Origin of the sequence: Ralstonia flaminis (assembly GCF_958415495.1) — a bacterium.
GTDB lineage: Bacteria > Pseudomonadota > Gammaproteobacteria > Burkholderiales > Burkholderiaceae > Ralstonia > Ralstonia flaminis.
In genome coordinates this window covers 127,410-147,834 of the sequence record NZ_CATZLL010000015.1, presented here as the reverse complement: position 1 = coordinate 147,834, position 20,425 = coordinate 127,410, and the positions used below count along the sequence as shown (strand labels likewise).

Below are 20,425 nucleotides of genomic sequence, written 5' to 3'. Positions count from 1 at the left end.
ACACATGGCCAAGAAACTTGCCACGCAAGCCTCCAAAGTAATCGCAGACCTCGTTCACAGCGAGGCCAAGCGCAAGAATATTCCTACTGTGGAGCATCAGTCGGTGATGCTCCAACACGAGCAAGCGCCTGTGAAGGTGAGGTACCCGCGCGGTGGCAAAACGCTGGACGAAGAAAAGGCACAGCGCAATCGTGATCTCGACCCGCAATTGGTCTGGCGCGGGAAGGATCAGCAGGACTGGTCCGACCTGGTAGTCAACGCACCTCCGCTCTACATCCAGGAGAAGGTGAAGCCCAAGGTGTTGATCGACGACCTGCGCCGGGCCAGCGAAGCCGCTGCGCCGTCTGCGATGGGGGATTTGTTCGGTGACTTCAACGGTTTGCCGGAAGGCGCGGACAGAACCGAGTTCTACCAGCACGAGGGGCATTGGCAAAACCGGATGATTCTCGGCGATAGCTTGCAGGTAATGGCGTCGCTGGCCGAGCGTGAGGGACTGCGCGGGAAGGTGCAGTGCATCTATTTCGATCCTCCGTACGGGATCAAGTTCAACTCGAACTTCCAGTGGTCAACCACCAATCGCGACGTGAAGGACGGCAATGCCGGGCATATCACACGGGAACCAGAACAGGTGAAAGCGTTCCGGGATACGTGGCGTGACGGGATTCATTCGTATCTGACATATCTGCGTGACCGCTTGATGGTGGCGCGGGATTTGTTGACAGAAAGCGGTTCGATTTTCGTGCAAATTGGCGACGAAAACGTGCATCGCGTTCGGGCGTTGATGGATGAGGTCTTCGGCGATGAAAATTGCGTAAGCACGATTGTTTTTTCAAAAACGTCGAGTTCTACAGGCGATTTCATTGGACCGACTTTCGATACGCTTCTTTGGTATGCGCGAAGCAAAAAGATTGTGAAATATAGAAAATTCCTGCTCAAAAAGGCTCCGGGCCAGAAGGGCGGGACCGGCTATAAGAGTGTAGAGCTACCAGACCTTTCGCGTCGTCAACTTACGAAGGAAGAAATTGAAAATCCATCATTGCTGCCAAGCGGCTCGAAGATTTACTTTCGAGATAATTTGACAAGCCAAAGTGTCGGTAGAGAAAAGGGGGAAGGTGCAGCCTCTTGGTTTGGCGTAAACTATCAAGGGCGTGTTTATAAGCCATCGCAAACGGTTCGTTGGAAAACGAACGAGCTTGGTTTTGATCGACTTATAAAAAGCAACCGAATAGAAGCAAGTTCAGGGAATAATCTTGGGTACATCCGAAACTTGGATGATTACCCGGCATACGAATTGACGGATATTTGGAGCGATACACTCGGCCAAAACCAGTTTGGTGGCGACAAGATTTATGTAGTCCAGACCAGCATCTCGGTTGTTCAACGCTGTTTTTTGATGGCAACCGACCCCGGCGATTTGGTGCTTGACCCGACCTGCGGTTCGGGAACCACGGCGTATGTCGCTGAGCAATGGGGCCGCCGCTGGATCACCATCGACACCTCGCGCGTGGCACTGGCACTGGCTCGTGCCCGCATCATGGGCGCCCGCTACCCGTTCTACCTACTTGCCGATTCCCGCGAAGGCCAGCAGAAAGAAGCCGAAATCACCCGCAGCGTACCGTCCTCACAGCCCGTGTACGGCAATATCACCCACGGCTTTGTTTACGAACGCGTGCCGCATATCACCTTGAAGTCGATTGTCAACAACGCCGAGCTTGACGTCATCTGGGACAAGTTCCAGCAAACGCTCGAACCGCTGCGCGAACAGTTGAACAAGGCGCTGGAGAAAAATTGGCAGGAATGGGAAATCCCCCGCGAACCCGATGCCAAGTGGAGCGGCGTGGCCAGGAAGCTGCACGCGGACTGGTGGCAGCAACGCGTCGCCAAACAAAACGAGATTGACGCTTCCATTAGGGCCAAGGCCGAATTCGAATTCCTCTACGACAAACCGTACGAGGACAAAAAGCGCGTGCGCGTGGCCGGGCCGTTCACCGTCGAATCGCTGTCGCCACACCGCGTGCTCGGCGTGGACGAAGACGACGAATTAATCGATGGCGCGGCCGAAGATCGTGCCGATTGCGGGCAGGATTTCACGTCGATGATCCTATCCAACCTGAAGACGGCGGGCGTGCAGCAGAAGAGCAAGGACGACAAGATCGAGTTCTCGTCGCTGGAACCGTGGCCCGGCGAAGGCTACGTGGTGGCTGTCGGCACATATCTGGAGAGCGACAAACCTAAACGCGCCGGCATCTTTGTCGGCCCGGAATTCGGCACCGTGTCCCGTGCGGACTTGGTGGACGCCGCGCGTGAAGCCGGTGACGCCGGGTTCGACGTGCTGATCGCCTGCGCCTTCAACTACGATGCGCCGGCGAGCGAGTTCAGCAAGCTGGGCCGCATCAGTGTGCTGAAAGCGCGGATGAATGCCGACCTGCATATGGCCGAGGACCTGAAGAACACAGGCAAGGGCAACCTGTTCGTGATCTTCGGCGAGCCGGACGTCGATGTGCTGGACACGAAAGGCAACAGCATCCGCAAGTACGATGGCAAGCGGGACATCATCGAAGTGCCTGTGGGTGAGGAACTGGTGGTGAAAATCCGCGGCGTTGACGTGTTCGACCCGAGCACTGGCGAAGTCCGCAGTGACGACCCGGACGACATCGCCTGCTGGTTCTTGGACACCGACTACAACGAGGAATCGTTCTTCGTCCGCCACGCGTACTTCCTCGGCGCGAACGACCCGTACAAGGCGCTGAAAACTACCCTCAAGGCCGAGATCGATGCTGACGCTTGGGCGACCCTGCTCAGCGACACTTCGCGCCCGTTCCCCAAACCCAGCACCGGCCGCTTCGCGGTGAAGGTCATCAACCACCTCGGCGATGAGGTGATGAAAGTGTTCAAGGTGAGCTGACCAACGGAGCGATCTGATGCCAGCATCTAGCTCCATGCATCCAGACTGAGTGAATATATGGAATTTCGCATCGCCGACACCTTCACCGCCAGCCTCGCTCGCTTGACTGGCGACGAGCAGAAGGCCGCCAAGACTACCGCGTTCGATTTGCAGGTTGACCCTGCCGGCAACGGCATGAGCTTCCATAAGCTGGACAAAGCCAAAGATCTGAATTTCTGGTCAGTGCGCGTCAGCCGCGACATCCGACTGATCGTGCACAAGACTGCTGGCAGCCTGCTCCTGTGCTATGTCGGCCATCACGACAAAGCCTACGAATGGGCCGAGCGCCGAAAGCTGGAAGTGCACCCCACCACTGGCGCAGCGCAACTCGTCGAAATCCGTGAGCGCGTCGAGGAAATCCTCGTTCCGAAGTTCGTCGAGGACGCCAAGTCTGCGAGGCAAAAGCCAAAGTTGTTCGCGAAATACAGCGACGAACAATTGCTGGCCTATGGCGTGCCGACCGAATGGCTAGCCGACGTGAGAGCCACCGACGAGGATTCGTTGCTGGAAATCTCGGACCATTTGCCCAGCGAAGCGGCGGAAGCTTTGCTCGAATTGGCCACTGGCGGCACGCCAGCGCTGCCGGCAGTGGTGAGCAAGGGCACCGATCCGTTCCAGCACCCGGACGCTCAGCGACGCTTCCGCATTATGTCCGACGTGGAGGAGTTGCAGCGTGCACTGGAGTTTCCGTGGGACAAGTGGACGGTGTTCTTGCATCCAGCGCAGCGGCAGATGGTCGAACGCGATTACAGCGGCCCAGCGCGTGTCTCTGGTTCCGCGGGTACGGGCAAGACCGTGGTGGCCTTGCATCGCTCGGTGCAACTGGCCTGCAAGGACGAGGATGCGCGAATCCTGCTTTCCACCTTCTCGGACACCCTAGCCAATGTGCTGCGATCGAACCTGTTCCGGCTGGCATATAACACGCCAAAGCTGGCCGAGCGCATTGACGTGGCCTCGATGGAGGCTGTCGGGATCAAGCTATATTCGACAGAGTTTGGCAAGCCGGCATTCGCCAATCGAGAGGAGATTTCGTCGCTGCTGAAGTCTGCAGCCAAGGACGTTCTTGGACTAAAAGCCAACGCCGCTTTCCTGCTGTCCGAATGGGATGACGTGGTGGACACTTGGCAGATCGAAAGCTGGGAGGCGTATCGCGATGCCAAACGACTAGGCCGTAAGACGCGCCTCTCAGAAGCGCAGCGCGCCCTATATTGGCAGGTATTTGCTAAGGTCAAGGCCCAACTGCTGCAGGCCGGCAAAATCACCAAGGCTGGGATGTTCGGCAAGCTGGCCGAAACTATGCCCAGACGCAAACATCCGGTATTCGACTACATCGTTGTCGATGAGGCTCAGGATATCGGCGTGCAACAACTACGCTTCCTCGCTTCTATCGCCGGCGACAGGTCCAACGCGCTGTTCTTCACTGGTGACCTAGGCCAGCGCATCTTCCAGCAGCCGTTTTCGTGGAAGTCTCTGGGCGTGGATGTGCGTGGCCGCTCGCGCACGTTGAATATCAATTACCGCACCTCGCACCAAATTCGTTCGCAGGCTGACCGGCTACTCGGCCCGGAAGTGTCCGACGTTGACGGCAACGTGGAAAGCCGCAAAGGCACCATTTCCGTTTTCAATGGGCCGGAGCCGGTCATCCGCAGCTTTGGTGGCCACGATCTAGAAAGCCAGGCGGTGGGACAGTGGCTAAAGCAATCCAGCACCAGTGGAGTGCTGCCGCATGAAATCGGTGTCTTCGTTCGCTCGAAGGAAGAGTTTCCGCGCGCGCTAGCTGCCATTGCCGCATCTGGCCTGAAGGCTCGCGTGCTCGGCAAGGAGATGGCCACCGAGGATGGCTTCGCCAGCCTCACCACCATGCATTTGGCCAAAGGTATGGAATTCCGCGTGGTGGCGGTTATGGCCTGTGACGATGAGATCATTCCATCTCAAGCTCGCATTGACCTTGCTTCGGATGACGCCGAATTGACTGAAATCTACAACACCGAGCGTCAATTACTGTATGTGGCCTGCACCCGCGCCCGCGACATGTTGCATGTTTCCTCCGTGAAACCGGGATCTGAGTTCTTGCAGGATTTAACGCAAAAATAGGGCGAAACGGGCGTCACAGGCGCGGCTTTGCCGCGTTTGATCGTCTCCGTTGTGGAGGCAGGCATAACGACGTAGTTCAGTCGCACTTACTTCGTCGCACAGTAGCAAAACTGTGGCGCCAGTTGCAATTACTCTGGCGCCCTACGTCAAAACGAGCCGTCAAACATCAATATTCCGCGCCACCAACGCATTGCTCTCAATGAAGTTCCGGCGCGGTTCCACGTCATCGCCCATCAGCGTCGTAAAGATCTGGTCCGCCGCAATGGCGTCTTCAATCTGCACGCGCAGCAGGCGGCGCTGGGTGACGTCCATGGTGGTTTCCCACAGCTGCTCGGGGTTCATTTCGCCCAGGCCCTTGTAGCGCTGGCGGCTCACGCCGCGCTCGGCTTCGCTCAGCAGCCAGTTCATGGCGGCGTGGAAGTCGGTGACGTTCTGCTCGCGTTGCTTGTCGCCGGTGCCGCGGCGCACTTTGGCGCCGTCGCCAATCAGGCCCTGGAAGGTGGCTGCGGTGCTGGAGAGCGCGGCGTAATCGGCGCCGGCCACGAAGTCGGCGTCGATGTGGGAGAGGCGCTGGTTGCCGTGCTGGCGGCGCACGACCATCACGCGGTACTTCTCGTTCTTCTCGTCGTACTGCATGAAGGCGTCTGCCGTGGCGCCGCCGTTGGCGTTGCTGGCGTTGCCTTGCATTTCCAGCAGGCGGGTCTTGAGTGCGCGGGCGCTGGCTTCTGCGGCGGCTTCGCTGGAGAGGTCCAGGGCCACGCCTTCGGCAATGGCGCGCAGGGCGTCGGCGTCAATCACGCGGGATAGGCGCTCAATCACGCCGCGGCTGAGCTGGTATTGGCGCGCGAGTTCGGCCAGGGCGTCGCCGGCAATCTCGGTGCCGTCGGCACGCACCAGCACGGCGGTGTCCAGCGCTTGGCGCACGAGGTAGGCGGCCATCTCAACGTCGTCTTTGATGTAGCGCTCTTCCTTGCCGTGCTTGATCTTGTAGAGCGGCGGCTGGGCGATGTACACGTGGCCGCGCTCGATGATCTCGGGCATCTGGCGGTAGAAGAACGTGAGCAGCAGCGTGCGGATGTGCGAGCCGTCCACGTCAGCATCGGTCATGATGATGATGCGGTGGTAGCGCAGCTTGTCGAGGTTGTAGTCGTCTTTGCCAATGCCGGTGCCCAAGGCGGTGATGAGCGTGAGCACTTCCTGGCTGGAGAGCATCTTGTCAAAGCGCGCGCGCTCCACGTTCAGGATCTTGCCCTTGAGCGGCAGGATTGCCTGGAACTTGCGGTCGCGGCCCTGCTTGGCCGAGCCGCCTGCGGAGTCACCCTCGACGATGAAGAGTTCGGACTGCGCGGGGTCTTTCTCCTGGCAGTCGGCCAGCTTGCCGGGCAGGCCCATGCCGTCGAGCACGCCCTTGCGGCGCGTCATTTCGCGGGCCTTGCGGGCGGCTTCACGCGCGCGGGCAGCTTCCACGATCTTGCCGCAGATGATCTTGGCGTCCACCGGCGTTTCCAGCAGGAAGTCGGTCAGCGCCTTGGCCACCACTTCTTCCACCGGCAGGCGCACTTCAGACGAGACGAGCTTGTCCTTGGTCTGCGAGCTGAACTTGGGCTCTGGCACCTTGACGGACAGCACGCAGGTCAGGCCTTCGCGCATGTCGTCGCCCGAGGTGTCGACCTTGGCTTTCTTGGCGATCTCGTTGTCGGTGATGTACTTGTTGATGACGCGCGTCATGGCAGCGCGCAGGCCCGTGAGGTGGGTGCCGCCGTCGCGCTGCGGGATGTTGTTGGTGAAGCAGAGCACCTGCTCGTTGTAGGCGTCGTTCCACTGCATGGACACTTCCACGCCCACGCCGTCTTTCTCGCCGGTGGCAAAGAAGATGGTCGGGTGCAGCGCGGTCTTGTTCTTGTTGATGTATTCAACAAAGCCCTTCACGCCGCCCGAGAAGGCGAAGTCTTCTTCCTTGCCGGTGCGCTGGTCGGTCAGGCGGATGTGCACGCCGTTGTTCAGGAACGAGAGCTCGCGAATACGCTTGGAAAGGATCTCGTAGTGGTATTCGACGTTGGTGAAGATCTCTTCGTCGGCCAGGAAGTGCACTTCGGTGCCGCGGCGGTCGGTGGTGCCCGATACGCGCAGCGGCGAGACTTCAACCATCTTGCCGTCCGGCGCTTCCATGGTTTCCAGCAGGCGGTTCTGCGGAATGCCACGTGCGAAATCGATGTGGTGGACCTTGCCGTCACGGCGGATGATGACCTTCAGCCATTTCGACAGGCCGTTCACGCAAGACACGCCCACGCCGTGCAGGCCGCCCGAGACCTTGTAGCTGTTCTGGTCAAACTTGCCGCCGGCGTGCAGCTCGGTCATGACGATTTCGGCCGCGCTGCGCTTGGGCTCGTGCTTGTCGTCAAACTTGATGCCGGTCGGGATGCCGCGGCCGTTGTCCACCACCGAGATGGAGTTGTCGGTGTGGATGGTGACCTGGATCTCGGTGCAATGGCCAGCCAGTGCTTCGTCGATGGAGTTGTCCAGCACCTCGAACACGAGGTGGTGCAGGCCGGTGCCGTCGGACGTATCGCCGATGTACATGCCGGGCCGCTTGCGCACCGCCTCCAGGCCTTCCAAGATTTGGATCGAGGCGGCGCCGTAGCTGCTGCTGTCGGCGGGGGTGGATTGCGGTTTCTGCTCTTCGGTCATGTCGTTCTGCTCGCTGCCACGGGCACGGAGATACGGTTCTCAGCGCACATGGCGGGGTTGCTTAAAAACGGCGAAGGGGCGGATCGTCCCGATCCAGCCCCTCGTCTTGCTTTCGATGTTTGGTTTGCGCGGCTTGTAGAGGAAGCCTCGTCAAATGCGCATCGGCATGACGACGTACTTGAAGGTGTCGTCGTCGGGCAGGGTGATGAGGGCGCTCGAGTTGGAGTCGCCCAGGCTCACCTGCACCTTTTCGGCCTTGAGGTTGGCCAGCACGTCCAGCAGGTAGGTGACGTTGAAGCCGATATCCAGCGCATCGCCCTGGTAGTCGATTTCGAGTTCTTCCTGCGCTTCTTCCTGGTCAGCGTTGGTGGAGCTGATCTTCAGGACGTTGGTGTCGAGCATGCAGCGCACGCCCTTGAACTTGTCGGTCGTCAGGATGGCCGTACGTTGCAGTGCGCTTTGCAGGAACGTGCGGTCGATCGTGAAGCTGTTGCGGTAACCCTTGGGGATCACGCGCTGGAAATCCGGGAACTTGCCTTCGACCAGCTTGGAGATCAGCTCGATATTGCCAAAGGTGAACTTGACCTGATTCGAGGCCAGTTGCACCGAGACGGGATCGTCCACGTCTTCCAGCAGGCGTTGCAGCTCAAGAATGGTCTTGCGCGGGATGATGACTTCGTGGCGGCCGCCGGCGCCTGCCGGTTGTTCGCCGGTTTCCACGCCGCAGTAGGCCAGGCGGTGGCCGTCGGTGGCGACTGCCATGACTTGCTTGCCGTCCACCACCAGCAGCATGCCGTTGAGGTAGTAGCGGATGTCCTGCTGGGCCATCGCAAAGTGCACCATCGCCAGCAGGTGCTTGAGCGTCTTCTGCGGCACGGTGATGCGCGCGCCAAAGTCGGTGGCCTCTGCCACGGTCGGGAATTCTTCGGCGGCCAGCGTCTGCAGGGCAAAGCGGCTCTTGCCGGATTGCACCGTCATGCGCTTGTCGTTGAGCGTGAGGGCGACTTCGCCATCAGGCATCGCGCGCAGGATGTCGACCAGCTTGCGGGCGGCCACGGTGGTGGCGATATCGCCAGCGCCGGCGCCGCAATCGGCGTGCGTGGTGATCTGGATTTCGATGTCGGTGGACAGGAAGGAAACCCGTTCCCCCGTCTTGCGGATCAGCAGGTTGGCCAGGATGGGCAGCGTGTGTCGGCGTTCCACGATGCCGCTCACGATTTGCAGCGGACGCAGCAGGTTGTCTCGCGAGGTTTTGACCAATTGCATGAAGGCGATCCTTGCAGTTTGAGGTGACACCGCGCGCGCCCCAGCTTGGCCCATTTGGGCTTGTGCCTGCAGGAGCATTCGCGATTAACCCCAAAGTTGTTGAAAATCAAGGGGTTAATCACAAATTATACCGCAAAGAAGGGGGCGCTGAATAGCGTCGCGCGCGCGGCAAATATGTCTATTGTGCATGAAAAGACGCCCGCATTGGAGCGGGCGTCGGCCGAGAGTTGATTCAGGGCGAATGGCGTTGCCATGCGCTCTGGTGGCCATCCGGCGGTCAACCCTTGAGCGTTTGCTCCAGCACGTGCAGTTCGTGGTTGAGCTGGGCGTCCTTGGTGCGCTCGTCGGCAATCTTGCGCACTGCGTGCAGCACGGTGGTGTGATCGCGCCCGCCAAAGAGTTCGCCAATTTCCGGCAGGCTCTTCTGCGTGAGCTCCTTGGCCAGATACATGGCGATCTGGCGCGGGCGCGCGATGTTGGCCGGCCGCTTCTTGGAGTACATGTCCGCGACCTTGATGTTGTAGAAATCCGCGCAGGTCTTCTGGATGTTCTCCACCGAGATCTGGCGGTTCTGCACCGTCAGCAGGTCCTTCAGCGCCTCGCGCGTGACCTCGATCGTGATCTCTTTGCCGTGGAAGTTGGAGTACGCCAGGATCTTGCGCAGCGCGCCTTCCAACTCACGCACGTTCGAGCGCAGGTGCTTGGCCACGAAAAAGGCCACCTCCTCCGGCACGGTCACGTTCTCGGCCTGCGCCTTCTTCATCAGAATCGCGACGCGCATTTCCAGCTCGGGCGGCTCGATGGCCACCGTCAAACCGGAGTCGAAGCGCGAGATCAGGCGGTCATCAATGCCGGTGATCTCTTTCGGATACGTATCGCTGGTGATGATGACCTGCGCGCGGTTGGCGATCAGCGCCTCGAACGCATAGAAGAATTCTTCCTGCGTGCGGTTCTTGCCCGAGAAGAACTGGATGTCATCGATCAGCAGCAGGTCGAGCGAGTGGTAGTAGCGCTTGAAATCATCAAACGCCTTGCGCTGGTAAGCCTTCACGACGTCAGAAACGTACTGTTCTGCGTGGATGTAGCGAATGCGCGCGCGCGGATTCTCCATCAGCATGAAGTTGCCGATGGCATGGATCAAGTGCGTCTTGCCCAGGCCCACACCGCCGTACAGGTAGAGCGGGTTGTACGACTTGCCCGGGTTGTTGGCGACCTGGATGGCCGCAGCGCGCGCCAGCTGGTTGGCCTTACCGGTGACGAAGTTGTCGAACGTGAGGATCTGGTTCAGGCGCGAGCGCTCGTGCACGGTGTCGTCCACGGGCGCCTGCGGTGGTGTCGCTAGGCCCGTGACCATGGCAGGTGCCTGCGGCGGCACGCGGTACGACTGGGCCCTGACCTCGGCGGCGTCCATCACGGGCACGTCGATTTCGGCCACCGCGTGACTCACCCCATGGCCGGCCGCGGCGAGCGCGGTTTCGCGATACATCGCGGGAGCCGGGCGCATGGCTGCAGTATCCAGTGCGGCGCCGTTTGCAGTCGGCATGGCGGTCTGCGCTGCCTGCCTTGGCTGAATCGATTGCGCTGGCATCGGCTGCATCGGCGCCGGAGCAAATGGCGGCTGCTGGGCCGCCTGACGCTGGCCGGCGGCCGGGTCAAGCACGAACTGCACGTCGACCTGCATCTCCCAGTAGTCACACGCGAGCGACTGGATGCGGCCCGAGAACTGGCTCTTGACCCAGTCGAGCTTGAAGCGGTTAGGCGCGGCAATCCGCAGCGTGCACGCTTGCTCGTCGAACGACAGCGGCGTGAGCGGCTTGATCCACGTCTTGAATTGTTGCGGCGTCAGCTCACTCTCAAGTTGAGCGGATGCCGCATGCCAGAAATCCTGCATCGTTATCGTTTGGTGTTTGACCGACGCCACACTCACGTCATTGACGACGTCCCCGGGTGGGCCGGCCGCCGGGCCTCTGGCGCAGGCCAGAAACCGGGTGGCATTCGTTATTGGAACGGGATTGTACCCCCGGCCGAAAGTTATCCACAAAGGATAAGTCTGTGGATAACCTGTGGACCTGCTGTGAGTAGCAGTGGACAACTGATTTTGGCACCTACCCATAAACCCAATACCGGCAAGGCTTTCACAGAAATGACCCAAGCCGCACAAGGCGTTGGGGACAACTTGCAGGCAGGTGGATTTCTGGTGTGGAGCGCACGTTATCCCCAATCCATCAGGGTTGACAGATGCGGCAAATATCGTTTAAATGGCGGGTTCTGCGATGCGCGGCAGGGGAGCGCACGCTTGTTCGCGTCAGACCGACGCCGGGTTCATCCCGTCGCGCCTGATCCGGCTAAGGCTCCAGACCTTCGGTGCCTGTGTTGCCGGAGACGCCCTCGACCCGAACAACACAGCGCACGGCAGTCTGCGTGGGCGATTTCTCCTAATGAATCGACACCAGGCTTTGCGGGGCGACCCTAGGCCCGGCGCGTGCGGCAGCGTCCGCACCACCTATTAACAAGAGAGTGCATCATGAAGCGTACCTACCAACCTTCCGTTACCCGTCGCAAGCGCACCCACGGTTTCCGTGTCCGCATGAAGACCCGTGGTGGCCGTGCCGTGCTGAATGCACGCCGCGCCAAGGGCCGCAAGCGCCTGGCAATCTAAGACTGCCGCGCCCCGGGTGGCGGCTCCTGGCCGTTGCCCATGGCTTTTGCCGCAGTCTTACCCCCAGCCGGCGATGGGCCTGCACGCCTACCCCAAAGCCGCAAGGCTGACGAAAACGGATGAGTTCTCATCCGTTTTTGCTTTGCGGCCCGTCCGGCGTAGTCGTCACTTTGTGCTGTATGTGCGCGCCAACGGGCATCCGCAGGCGCGCCTGGGCGTGGTGATCGGCAAGAAATTTGCCAAGCGCGCTGTTGAGCGCAATCTCATCAAGCGCCAGTGCCGCGAGCTGTTCCGCTTGCGGCAGCCGTCCTTGGGCGGCCGCGACGTGCTGATCCGCCTGCACGCCAAGTTCCCACGCCAGGACGTGCCCACCGTGGCTGCCTTCAAACGCATCTGCCACGAAGAGTTGTCGCACCTCTTTGAGATTGCGACACGGCCACTGCCTGCGCCGCCCGCCACACCCGCTGCCCCCCAGCCTGCCACCGGGGGCACGCCATGACGCGCGTGCTGTTGTTTCTGCTGCGCATCTATAAAGTGGCGTTCAGCCCCTTCGTGGGCGCGCAATGCCGCTTCCTGCCGACCTGCTCCGACTACGCACGCGACGCCGTGCTCACCCACGGGCCTGGGTACGGCAGTTATCTTGCGGCAAAACGCCTATGCCGCTGCCATCCGTTCGCACAAGGCGGGTATGATCCTGTGCCGCCCGCCGCTGGCGACGCTGCGCACCGCTCCACCGATTCCGCATCGACCGGCGCGACCGCAGCCGACACGCAGGCTGCGCGGCCGTCGATTCACCTTCCCAGACCGTAATCCGACATGGATATCAAACGCACCATTCTCTGGGTGATCTTCTCGCTGGCGGTTGTCCTGCTGTTCGACAACTGGCAACGCGCGAATGGCCACCAGTCGATGTTCTTCCCGACGCCGCAGACGGCCACGACCACCGCCGCGCCGGGCAGCACGCCCGCAGGCGACGTGCCTAAGAGCGCCACGACCACCGCAGCAGCAGGTACGCAGGCGGCGCCGGCCACCGGGGCAGCGTCGCAGGCACCGGCTTCGGAAAAGATCGTCATCACGACCGACGTGCTGCGCGCCACCATCGACACGGCCGGCGCCATCGTCACCAAGCTGGAACTGCTGGACCAGAAGGACCACGACGGCAACCCGGTGGTGCTGTTCGACCGCAGCATCGAGCGCACGTACCTGGCGCGCTCGGGCATCATCGGTGGTGACTTCCCGAACCACACGACGGCATTCGCGGCATCGGCCGGCCCGCGTGACCTGGGCACCGGCAACGATGTCTCCATCACGCTGACGGCCGACAAGGGCGGCGCCAAGCTGGCCAAGACGTACGTCTTCAAGCGCGGCAGCTACGTGATCGACACGCGCTTTGACGTGACCAACGACGGCACGGCACCGATCACCCCGACGCTGTACATGGAACTGGCCCGCGACGGCGGCGCCGTGGAGCAATCGCGCTTCTACAGCACGTTCACCGGCCCGGCCGTGTACACCGACGGCGACAAGTTCCACAAGATCACCTTCTCCGACATCGACAAGGGCAAGGCACATGTGCCGGCCCCGACCGACAGCGGCTGGGTGGCGATGGTGCAGCACTACTTTGCCTCGGCGTGGATTCCGGCGGACAACGTCAAGCGTGAGTACTACGTCGACCGCGTCGACACCAACTTCTACCGCATCGGCATTCAGGAGCCGCTGGGCACGGTGGCGCCGGGCGCCACCGTGTCGGCCACGGCACGCCTGTTCGCCGGCCCGCAGCAAGCGCGCATGCTTGAGGCCATCACCCCGGGCCTGGATCTGGTGAAGGACTATGGCTGGCTGACCATCGTCGCCAAGCCGCTGTTCTGGCTGCTGGAGAAGATCCACGGGCTGCTGGGCAACTGGGGCTGGTCGATCGTCGCGCTCACGGTGCTGATCAAACTGGTGTTCTTCCCGCTGTCGGCCACGAGCTACCGCTCGATGGCCAAGATGAAAGATCTGCAGCCGCGCATGACGGCCATCCGCGAGCGCCACAAGGGCGATCCGCAGAAGATGAACCAGGAGATGATGACGCTGTACCGCACCGAGAAGGTCAACCCGCTCGGCGGCTGCCTGCCGATCGTGATCCAGATTCCGGTGTTCATGGCGCTGTACTGGGCGCTGCTGTCGTCGGTGGAAATGCGCGGCGCGCCGTGGATCGGCTGGGTGCACGATCTGTCCGCACCGGACCCGTTCTACATCCTGCCGGTGCTGATGGCCGTGTCGATGTTCGTGCAGACCAAACTGAACCCGACCCCGCCGGACCCGGTGCAGGCCAAGGTGATGATGTTCATGCCGATCGCGTTCTCGGTGATGTTCTTCTTCTTCCCGGCTGGCCTGGTGCTGTACTGGGTGGTGAACAACTGCCTGTCGATCGCGCAGCAATGGTCGATCAACCGCATGCTGGGCACCAACAAGAAGGCGGCACCCGCCAAGTAAGGCGAACGCGCCTCAGCAAAAAGGGCACCCTCGGGTGCCCTTTTTTCATGCCACTTGATAACGAACCTTATGCAGGCGCGTGGCAGACCGCCTCGATATTGTGGCCGTCCGGATCGCGCACAAAGGCGCCGTAGTAGTTCGGATGATAGTGCGCACGCACACCGGGGGTGCCGTTGTCAGTACCACCGGCCGCCATGGCTGCTGCGTAAAACGCCTCCACCTCGGCACGCGACTCCACACGAAACGCCACGTGCAGCGGCGGCTTGTTCGGCCCCTGCCCGGCCATCGCGGCCGAAATCCAGAACTCCGCCTTGCCCGGTGGGCCAAAGCCGGCCACATCGGTGTGGCCCGTCACGGCGGCGGGAAACTCCAGCACCTTGGCCAAGCCAATGGCGCCCAGCGCCTGTTCGTAGAACCGCTTGCTGGCTTCGAAGTCGCTGACGACGACGCCGGTGTGATCGATCATCCGAATCTCCCTGGTTGGAAACTGGCGCGCAACTGCACGGCTGCCGCACAATACCGCCCATGACTGCTGCTGAACACCCCACGACCTTGCCAAACGCTTCCGACGCCCCGCGCGCGCCCATCCGCACCATTCCCATCGCGGCGATTGCCACCGCGCCTGGGCGGGGCGGCATTGGGGTCGTGCGCGTGTCGGGGCCTGATGTGCGCGCCGTCATGCAGGCCGTATGCGGCCGGCTGCTGACGCCGCGCCAGGCAACCTACCTGCCCTTCCTTGACGCCGACGGCGGCGCCATCGATCGCGGCATCGCACTGTGGTTTCCGGCGCCGCATTCATACACCGGCGAAGACGTGCTCGAACTGCAGGGCCACGGCGGCCCGGTGGTGATGCAGTTGCTGCTGCAGCGCTGCCTGGTTGCCGGGCGCGAGATCGGCCTGCGCGTGGCCGAGCCCGGCGAATTCACGCGCCGCGCCTTCCTCAACGACAAGTTGGACCTGGCGCAGGCCGAAGCCGTCGCCGACCTGATCGAGGCCAGCACCGAAGCGGCGGCACGCTCGGCAGCACGCTCGCTCGATGGTGCGTTCTCGCAGGCCGTGCATGCGCTGGTCGAGCGCGTGATCCATCTGCGCATGCTGGTGGAAGCGACGCTGGATTTTCCGGAAGAGGAAATCGACTTTCTGGAAGCGTCTGATGCGCGCGGCCAGCTTGCCGGCATTCGCACGGCGGTTGACGGTGTGCTGGCGCAGGCGCGACAGGGCGCACTCCTGCGCGAAGGCCTGCACGTGGTGCTGGCCGGGCAGCCGAACGTGGGCAAGTCGTCGCTGCTCAATGCGTTGGCCGGCGCCGAGCTGGCCATCGTTACGCCCATCGCCGGCACCACGCGCGACAAGGTGCAGCAGACCATCCAGATTGAAGGCATCCCGCTGAACATTGTCGACACAGCCGGCCTGCGCGAGACGGAAGACGAGGTGGAGCGCATCGGCATCGAGCGCACCTGGGTCGCCATCGCGCGCGCGGATGTGGTGCTGCATCTGCTGGACGCTGCGGACTACCGCAGCAACGGCCTGTCCGCCGAAGATGCCGCCATCGACGCACGCATCGCTGAACACGTACCCGCCGGCGTACCGACGCTGCGCGTCATCAACAAGATCGACCTGACAGGTGTGGCCGTAGCGGGCCATGTGGATACCGAGCCGCCAGAGGTGTGGCTCTCGGCGCGCGATGGCGTGGGCGTGGAGTTGCTGCGCGCGGCATTGCTGGAGATTGCCGGTTGGCAAGGCGGCGGCGAGGGCCTGTACCTGGCGCGCGAACGCCATCTTGCAGCCTTACGCTCGGCCAAGGAGCACCTGGCCTTTGCGGCCGAGCATGCGGATCAGCAAGCGCAATCGCTCGATCTGTTTGCGGAAGAGTTGCGGCTGGCGCAGGAGGCGTTGAACAGCATCACGGGGGCGTTTTCCAGTGATGATCTGTTGGGGGTGATCTTTAGTCGGTTCTGTATTGGCAAATAGCGAGCGACCCGCTGAGACGCAGGGCCGCCCGCCAAGCGCATCCCTCACCCACCAACCCGAACCACCACCTTGCCAAAGTGCCGCCCCGACTGCAGGTAGTCATACGCGGCTGGCACCTCATCAAAACCGAAGACACGATCGACCACCGGGCGGATCTGCTGCACGTCGACCAGACGAACCACCTCGTCGAGCACCGTGCGGCTGCCGACGATCACACCGTGCAGGTGCTTGGCAACGTCGAACAGGCTGCGCAGGCCGAAATCCACGCCCGCAAAGCCGCTCAGCAAACCCGTGATGGAGACGACACCACCCAGCCGGGTGGCCGCAATCGAGCGCGCCATCGTGTCATATCCGCCCACCTCCACCACCACGTCGGCGCCCGCGCCACCGGTCAGTCGCAACACTTCGTGCTGCCACTCGGGCACGGTACGGTAGTTGATGGTTGCGTCGGCGCCGAGCTGCCGTGCGCGCGCCAGCTTCTCATCGCTGGATGAGGTGATGATGACGCGCAGCCCCGCCGCCTTAGCCAACTGCAGCGCCCAGATCGAAACGCCACCCGTGCCTAGCAGCAACGCCGTCGCGCCCGGCTTGACCACGGTATTGGCGAACAGCGCGTTCCAGGCCGTGATGCCCGCACAGGAGATCGTGGCCGCCTCCTCAAAACTCAGATGCGCCGGAATGGCGGCCAGCGTGGATTCGTCAGCGACAAACTGTTCGGCCAGCACACCGTCAAACGTGGCACCAGGCGATTCAGCAATCTTCCAAAGTGCGATTTCACCGTCGATCCAGTTCGGGAAATAGGTGTTGATCACGCGATCCCCCGGTTTGAGCCGTGTCACGCGCGGCCCCACCGCAACCACCTCGCCTGCGCCATCGCTCAGCGGAATGCGCGGTGTGCCATCGATGCCTGGGTAGTCGCCGCGTGCGGCCATCCAATCGCGGTAATTGAGGGAGGCAGCCCGCATACTCACGACTACCTCGGTAGGCCCCGGCTCGCGCGCGTCCGTGTCGATCTGCTGCAATCCCGCAATGCCGTGTCCCGGTCTGACTTGCCATGCTTTCATGTGAGTTCCCCGTTTCAATGAAGCACCGATCTTATTGTTTCCACATAAGACGCATTGACTCCATTTGGTAGACTTACCGTCGCCCATCAGGCGCCATTTGATCAACCGAAACGGAGCAGGTTTGGATGGACGATCGGCTCAGCGGCGTGGCCGAGTTTGTGAACGTGGTCGAGTCGGGCAGCTTTGCGGCGGCCGCGGCGCAGTTGGGGGTTACGCGCTCGGCGGTGGCCAAGGTCATCGCCCGGCTGGAACACCGCCTGAACACGCGGCTGCTGCAGCGCACGACCCGCAGCCTGAACCTGACCGGCGAAGGGGCGCTCTATTACGAGCAATGCAAACGCCTGCTGACCGAGTTGAGCGAAACCGAAGCGGCCTTGCTCGCCAGCCGGCGCGAACCGACCGGCCGATTGCGGATGACCGTGCCGGTGCTGTTCGGCAGACAGTGCGTTGCGCCGGTCATGCGTCGATTGATCGAGCGTCACCCGCTGCTGGAAGTCGAGATCGCATTCAACGACCGCATGGCCGATCTGGTGGAAGACCGCTTCGACATCGCGGTACGCATGGGCCCGCTGCCGGATCACGCCACGCTGGTCAGCCGCCAGTTGGGCTTCAACCGGATGGCACTCTGCGCGTCGCCCGCCTATCTCGAACAGCATGGCCACCCGACAACGCTGCGCGATCTGGACACACACGCCTGCATCGTCTACGCGCGCGGCGCGCACCACACGCCATGGCGCCTCCCCGGGCCGGATGGGCAGATGCAGACCTATCAGCCCGCATCACGCCTGCGGTTGGACGACCTGCTCTCCATCGCTGACGCCGCAGCAGCCGGTGCTGGCCTGGCATGGCTGCCCTGCTGGCTCATTCCGTCATACTTGAACGCTGGCCAGCTCACGGTCGTCATGGGCCATGAGGGCGTGCTCGATGCGCAGGTCAACGTGCTCTGGCTGAAGACCCGCCATATGCCGCTCAAAGTGCGCGTGGCCATCGATGCCCTTGTCGATGAGGTGCCTCGCCTGCTGACGCAAGCCTGAGCGACCGAATCCATTCATCAACGGAGAATCCGGTGCGCAAGTACCGCCACTACCTGAACAACCGCGTCGTACTGGGCCTGACGTTGCTCGGCCTATCGGGCGCCGCCACGGCACAGGCCGGCTATACGCTGATGCCCATACACAACGGCGTCAATGCGCTGAAGCTGCGCGGCTACGATGCCATCGCCGTTCGTGCATGGCGCGAGAACTTCAATGCGCACAGCTTTGATGTGGTGACCTTCTTTGTGCGCGACGGCGCAGCAGGCCGCGCGCAACCCTGGAGCCTCGTGCCGATCTTCCGCCGCAATGACGGTGGCGGTGGCAACGAGAAAGAGCAACTGCACGTGACGACCAGCGGTGGCGCAGACTGCCTGCTTCACGACTTCCGGCTCCTGCTCGCACAGGGCGGCAAGCCCGCCGTGCTCATCCTCGCCAACCGCGAAGCCGGTGCTAGCTACGCGGCCGATGCCAACGTGCGCTTCGACTACTACGTGCTGGCAGAGAACACCGATGGCACACCGGGCTATCCCAAGCTATCGTTCCGGTGGCAAAAATCTCAGCCCGCACGCGCGCAATACTGCGACGTGAACCGCGCCTTCGACCAGGAGCTGCATCTGGGCACGTCGAGCGGCACCGCCAACGTGGCGGATGGGCCGTAACCCATACAGTCAGCCACCACCATGAGCGCCATGTCCACCTACCCCGTCTCTGTCAAAGGCGTGCTGCGCGCACCCACCGGCGAGGTCGTCCTACTGCTCAATGAGCGCGAAGAGTGGGAACTGCCCGGCGGCCGTATCGAGTTGGGGGAATCGTCCACCGAATGCCTCGCGCGCGAGATTGCGGAGGAGCTGAACCTGGCGGTGCAGGTCGGCGCGCCGATCGATACGTATCTGTTTGAGGTCGTGCCGGGCAAGCGTGTGTTCATCGCCACGTATGACTGCATGCTGGTCGGCCCGTTTGCACCGGTGGTCAGCCACGAGCACAAGCGGCTCGGGCTGTTTGCGCCGGATACGCTGCCGATGCATCTGCCTGACGGGTATCGCGCGTCGATTGCAGCCGTGTGCAACACATCGGTCCAACCGGTTTAGCAAGGATGGGCCGAGGCCGGTACTACGACTGGTGGCGGCGCGCCGGCGAGACCGCCGAAGCGCTCTTCTACGCCAATGGCTGGGCGGCCCGCACCGCGCATGCGCTCGGCCTGCAAGGACGCCTGCATATTGATCGCCGTGATGTGACAGTGCCGTTGAGCGCACCGCCAGCCGAGCCGCTCAGAGTCGCCTTCGCGTCGGACTTCCACGCAGGGCCCTTGACCGATCCACGCCTGCTGGATGCCATGCAGCAAGTGATCGCAGCATTCGCCCCGCACGTCATCCTGTTGGGCGGCGACTTCGTTTCGCTGCACCACAGGCATGTCACCGGCTTGGCCGCGCGCTTGCGTGAACTGCAAGCGCCGGCCGGCAAGTTCGGTGTATTCGGCAATCACGATCTTTGGGTGGATGACACGTTCATCCGCCTGCAGCTTGAAGCGGCGGACGTGCGAATGCTCGTCAACGAAGCCGTGCGCCTGCCGCCGCCCTATGACGAGCTCTATGTATGTGGGCTCGATGAGCCTGGTGTCGGGCAACCGGACCCTGTCCGCACATTCAGCGGCGCCGGTGCGCGCAGGCTGTTGCTGATGCATTCGCCGCTGGGCTTACGGCACGTGCGTGCCTATCCGTTCGATCTTGCGTTCTGCGGCCATACCCACGGCGGCCAGATCGCCCGCCCAGATGGCCGGCCAATCGTGCTGCCGTCAGGCTCTGGCGACCGGCGCTTTGCCAGCGGTTACTTTGAATTGGCGGAAGGTGGGCGGCTGGTGACAAGCCGCGGCATCGGCATGAGTGATCTGCCGATCCGGCTGTTTTCACCGTCCGAGGTTCATCTCTACACCCTTCATGCCACTGGCTGAATGCGAACGTAGGGGCCGATCAATCCCCGCCCCACCGCCAGCGCGGTGGTTCGCCTTTCCACCAGCACACCAGCACGAGCAACAGGCTCAGTGCCAGCGTATAGAGCACGAAGCTCACCGGCTCGGCATGCGGGCGCAGCACAGCGATGCCCGCCGCCAGCAGCACGGCATAAATGGCGATCACCACCCAGCCTTGCCAGCGAGACGGCAGCCCCCAGCCCCAGCCGTAGCGCTTGGCGGGGAACCAGTAATCGTTGGAGTGGGTTGGCATCGTCGTCT

At 62.2% G+C, this 20,425-nt stretch carries 17 protein-coding genes; 11 read left to right on the top strand and 6 right to left on the bottom strand.

Annotation, left to right across the window (positions count from 1 at the left end):
* Positions 1-4 precede the first annotated feature (4 nt).
* Positions 5-2,905 (top strand): site-specific DNA-methyltransferase, encoded by a 2,901-nt coding sequence (locus tag R2N11_RS21115; RefSeq protein ID WP_316682271.1) that lies wholly within the window; start codon positions 5-7, stop codon positions 2,903-2,905.
* Between the two features lie 57 nt (positions 2,906-2,962).
* Positions 2,963-5,038: a UvrD-helicase domain-containing protein gene (locus tag R2N11_RS21110; RefSeq protein ID WP_316682270.1), complete on the top strand. Its 2,076-nt coding sequence runs from the start codon at positions 2,963-2,965 to the stop codon at positions 5,036-5,038.
* A gap of 159 nt (positions 5,039-5,197) precedes the next feature.
* Here R2N11_RS21110 and gyrB read toward each other — a convergent pair whose 3' ends face one another.
* The 3 genes from gyrB to dnaA all read right to left on the bottom strand — a co-directional run bounded on the left by gyrB (position 5,198) and on the right by dnaA (position 10,883).
* A complete protein-coding gene (gene gyrB / locus R2N11_RS21105; protein WP_316682269.1) occupies positions 5,198-7,726 on the bottom strand; it encodes a DNA topoisomerase (ATP-hydrolyzing) subunit B in 2,529 nt (842 codons plus the stop codon).
* 150 nt (positions 7,727-7,876) lie between these two features.
* Positions 7,877-8,992 (bottom strand): DNA polymerase III subunit beta, encoded by a 1,116-nt coding sequence (gene dnaN, locus R2N11_RS21100; RefSeq protein WP_316682268.1) that lies wholly within the window; start codon positions 8,990-8,992, stop codon positions 7,877-7,879.
* Positions 8,993-9,269: 277 nt separating this feature from the next.
* On the bottom strand, positions 9,270-10,883 hold the full coding sequence (gene dnaA, locus R2N11_RS21095; RefSeq protein WP_233177169.1) for a chromosomal replication initiator protein DnaA: 1,614 nt from the start codon (positions 10,881-10,883) through the stop codon (positions 9,270-9,272).
* Between the two features lie 633 nt (positions 10,884-11,516).
* On the opposite strand from dnaA, the gene rpmH reads away from it, so the two are divergent.
* The 4 genes from rpmH (at position 11,517) to yidC (ending at position 14,129) form a co-directional block, all read left to right on the top strand.
* Positions 11,517-11,651 (top strand): 50S ribosomal protein L34, encoded by a 135-nt coding sequence (gene rpmH / locus R2N11_RS21090; protein WP_003262958.1) that lies wholly within the window; start codon positions 11,517-11,519, stop codon positions 11,649-11,651.
* Between the two features lie 73 nt (positions 11,652-11,724).
* Positions 11,725-12,150 (top strand): ribonuclease P protein component, encoded by a 426-nt coding sequence (gene rnpA, locus R2N11_RS21085; RefSeq protein ID WP_316682267.1) that lies wholly within the window; start codon positions 11,725-11,727, stop codon positions 12,148-12,150.
* A complete protein-coding gene (gene yidD, locus R2N11_RS21080; RefSeq protein ID WP_316682266.1) occupies positions 12,147-12,461 on the top strand; it encodes a membrane protein insertion efficiency factor YidD in 315 nt (104 codons plus the stop codon). The genes rnpA and yidD overlap by 4 nt, the downstream gene beginning before the upstream one ends.
* A gap of 6 nt (positions 12,462-12,467) precedes the next feature.
* Positions 12,468-14,129 (top strand): membrane protein insertase YidC, encoded by a 1,662-nt coding sequence (gene yidC, locus R2N11_RS21075; protein WP_316682265.1) that lies wholly within the window; start codon positions 12,468-12,470, stop codon positions 14,127-14,129.
* A 67-nt stretch (positions 14,130-14,196) separates the two neighbouring features.
* On the opposite strand, the gene R2N11_RS21070 is transcribed toward yidC, so the two are convergent.
* Positions 14,197-14,595, bottom strand: coding sequence for a VOC family protein (locus R2N11_RS21070; protein WP_316682264.1), 399 nt, complete (start codon positions 14,593-14,595; stop codon positions 14,197-14,199).
* A 59-nt stretch (positions 14,596-14,654) separates the two neighbouring features.
* On the opposite strand from R2N11_RS21070, the gene mnmE reads away from it, so the two are divergent.
* Complete coding sequence (mnmE, locus tag R2N11_RS21065) at positions 14,655-16,100, top strand: tRNA uridine-5-carboxymethylaminomethyl(34) synthesis GTPase MnmE (protein ID WP_316682263.1); 1,446 nt, start codon at positions 14,655-14,657, stop codon at positions 16,098-16,100.
* A 44-nt stretch (positions 16,101-16,144) separates the two neighbouring features.
* Here mnmE and R2N11_RS21060 read toward each other — a convergent pair whose 3' ends face one another.
* A complete protein-coding gene (locus tag R2N11_RS21060; RefSeq protein ID WP_316682262.1) occupies positions 16,145-17,164 on the bottom strand; it encodes a zinc-dependent alcohol dehydrogenase family protein in 1,020 nt (339 codons plus the stop codon).
* Between the two features lie 125 nt (positions 17,165-17,289).
* Here R2N11_RS21060 and R2N11_RS21055 point away from each other — a divergent pair, with 125 nt between their 5' ends.
* Genes R2N11_RS21055 through R2N11_RS21040 form a run of 4 tightly spaced genes read left to right on the top strand, consistent with a single transcriptional unit; the run spans position 17,290 to position 20,146 of the window.
* The gene (locus R2N11_RS21055; protein ID WP_316682261.1) at positions 17,290-18,198 is read left to right on the top strand and encodes a LysR family transcriptional regulator; all 909 of its coding nucleotides are present in this window, start codon (positions 17,290-17,292) and stop codon (positions 18,196-18,198) included.
* Positions 18,199-18,230: 32 nt separating this feature from the next.
* On the top strand, positions 18,231-18,857 hold the full coding sequence (locus tag R2N11_RS21050; protein WP_316682260.1) for a hypothetical protein: 627 nt from the start codon (positions 18,231-18,233) through the stop codon (positions 18,855-18,857).
* 30 nt (positions 18,858-18,887) lie between these two features.
* Complete coding sequence (locus R2N11_RS21045; protein WP_316682259.1) at positions 18,888-19,286, top strand: NUDIX hydrolase; 399 nt, start codon at positions 18,888-18,890, stop codon at positions 19,284-19,286.
* Between the two features lie 5 nt (positions 19,287-19,291).
* Complete coding sequence (locus R2N11_RS21040; RefSeq protein WP_316682258.1) at positions 19,292-20,146, top strand: metallophosphoesterase; 855 nt, start codon at positions 19,292-19,294, stop codon at positions 20,144-20,146.
* Between the two features lie 19 nt (positions 20,147-20,165).
* Here the strand turns inward: R2N11_RS21040 and R2N11_RS21035 are convergent, their stop codons facing one another.
* The gene (locus tag R2N11_RS21035; RefSeq protein WP_199028940.1) at positions 20,166-20,417 is read right to left on the bottom strand and encodes a hypothetical protein; all 252 of its coding nucleotides are present in this window, start codon (positions 20,415-20,417) and stop codon (positions 20,166-20,168) included.
* Positions 20,418-20,425 lie beyond the last annotated feature (8 nt).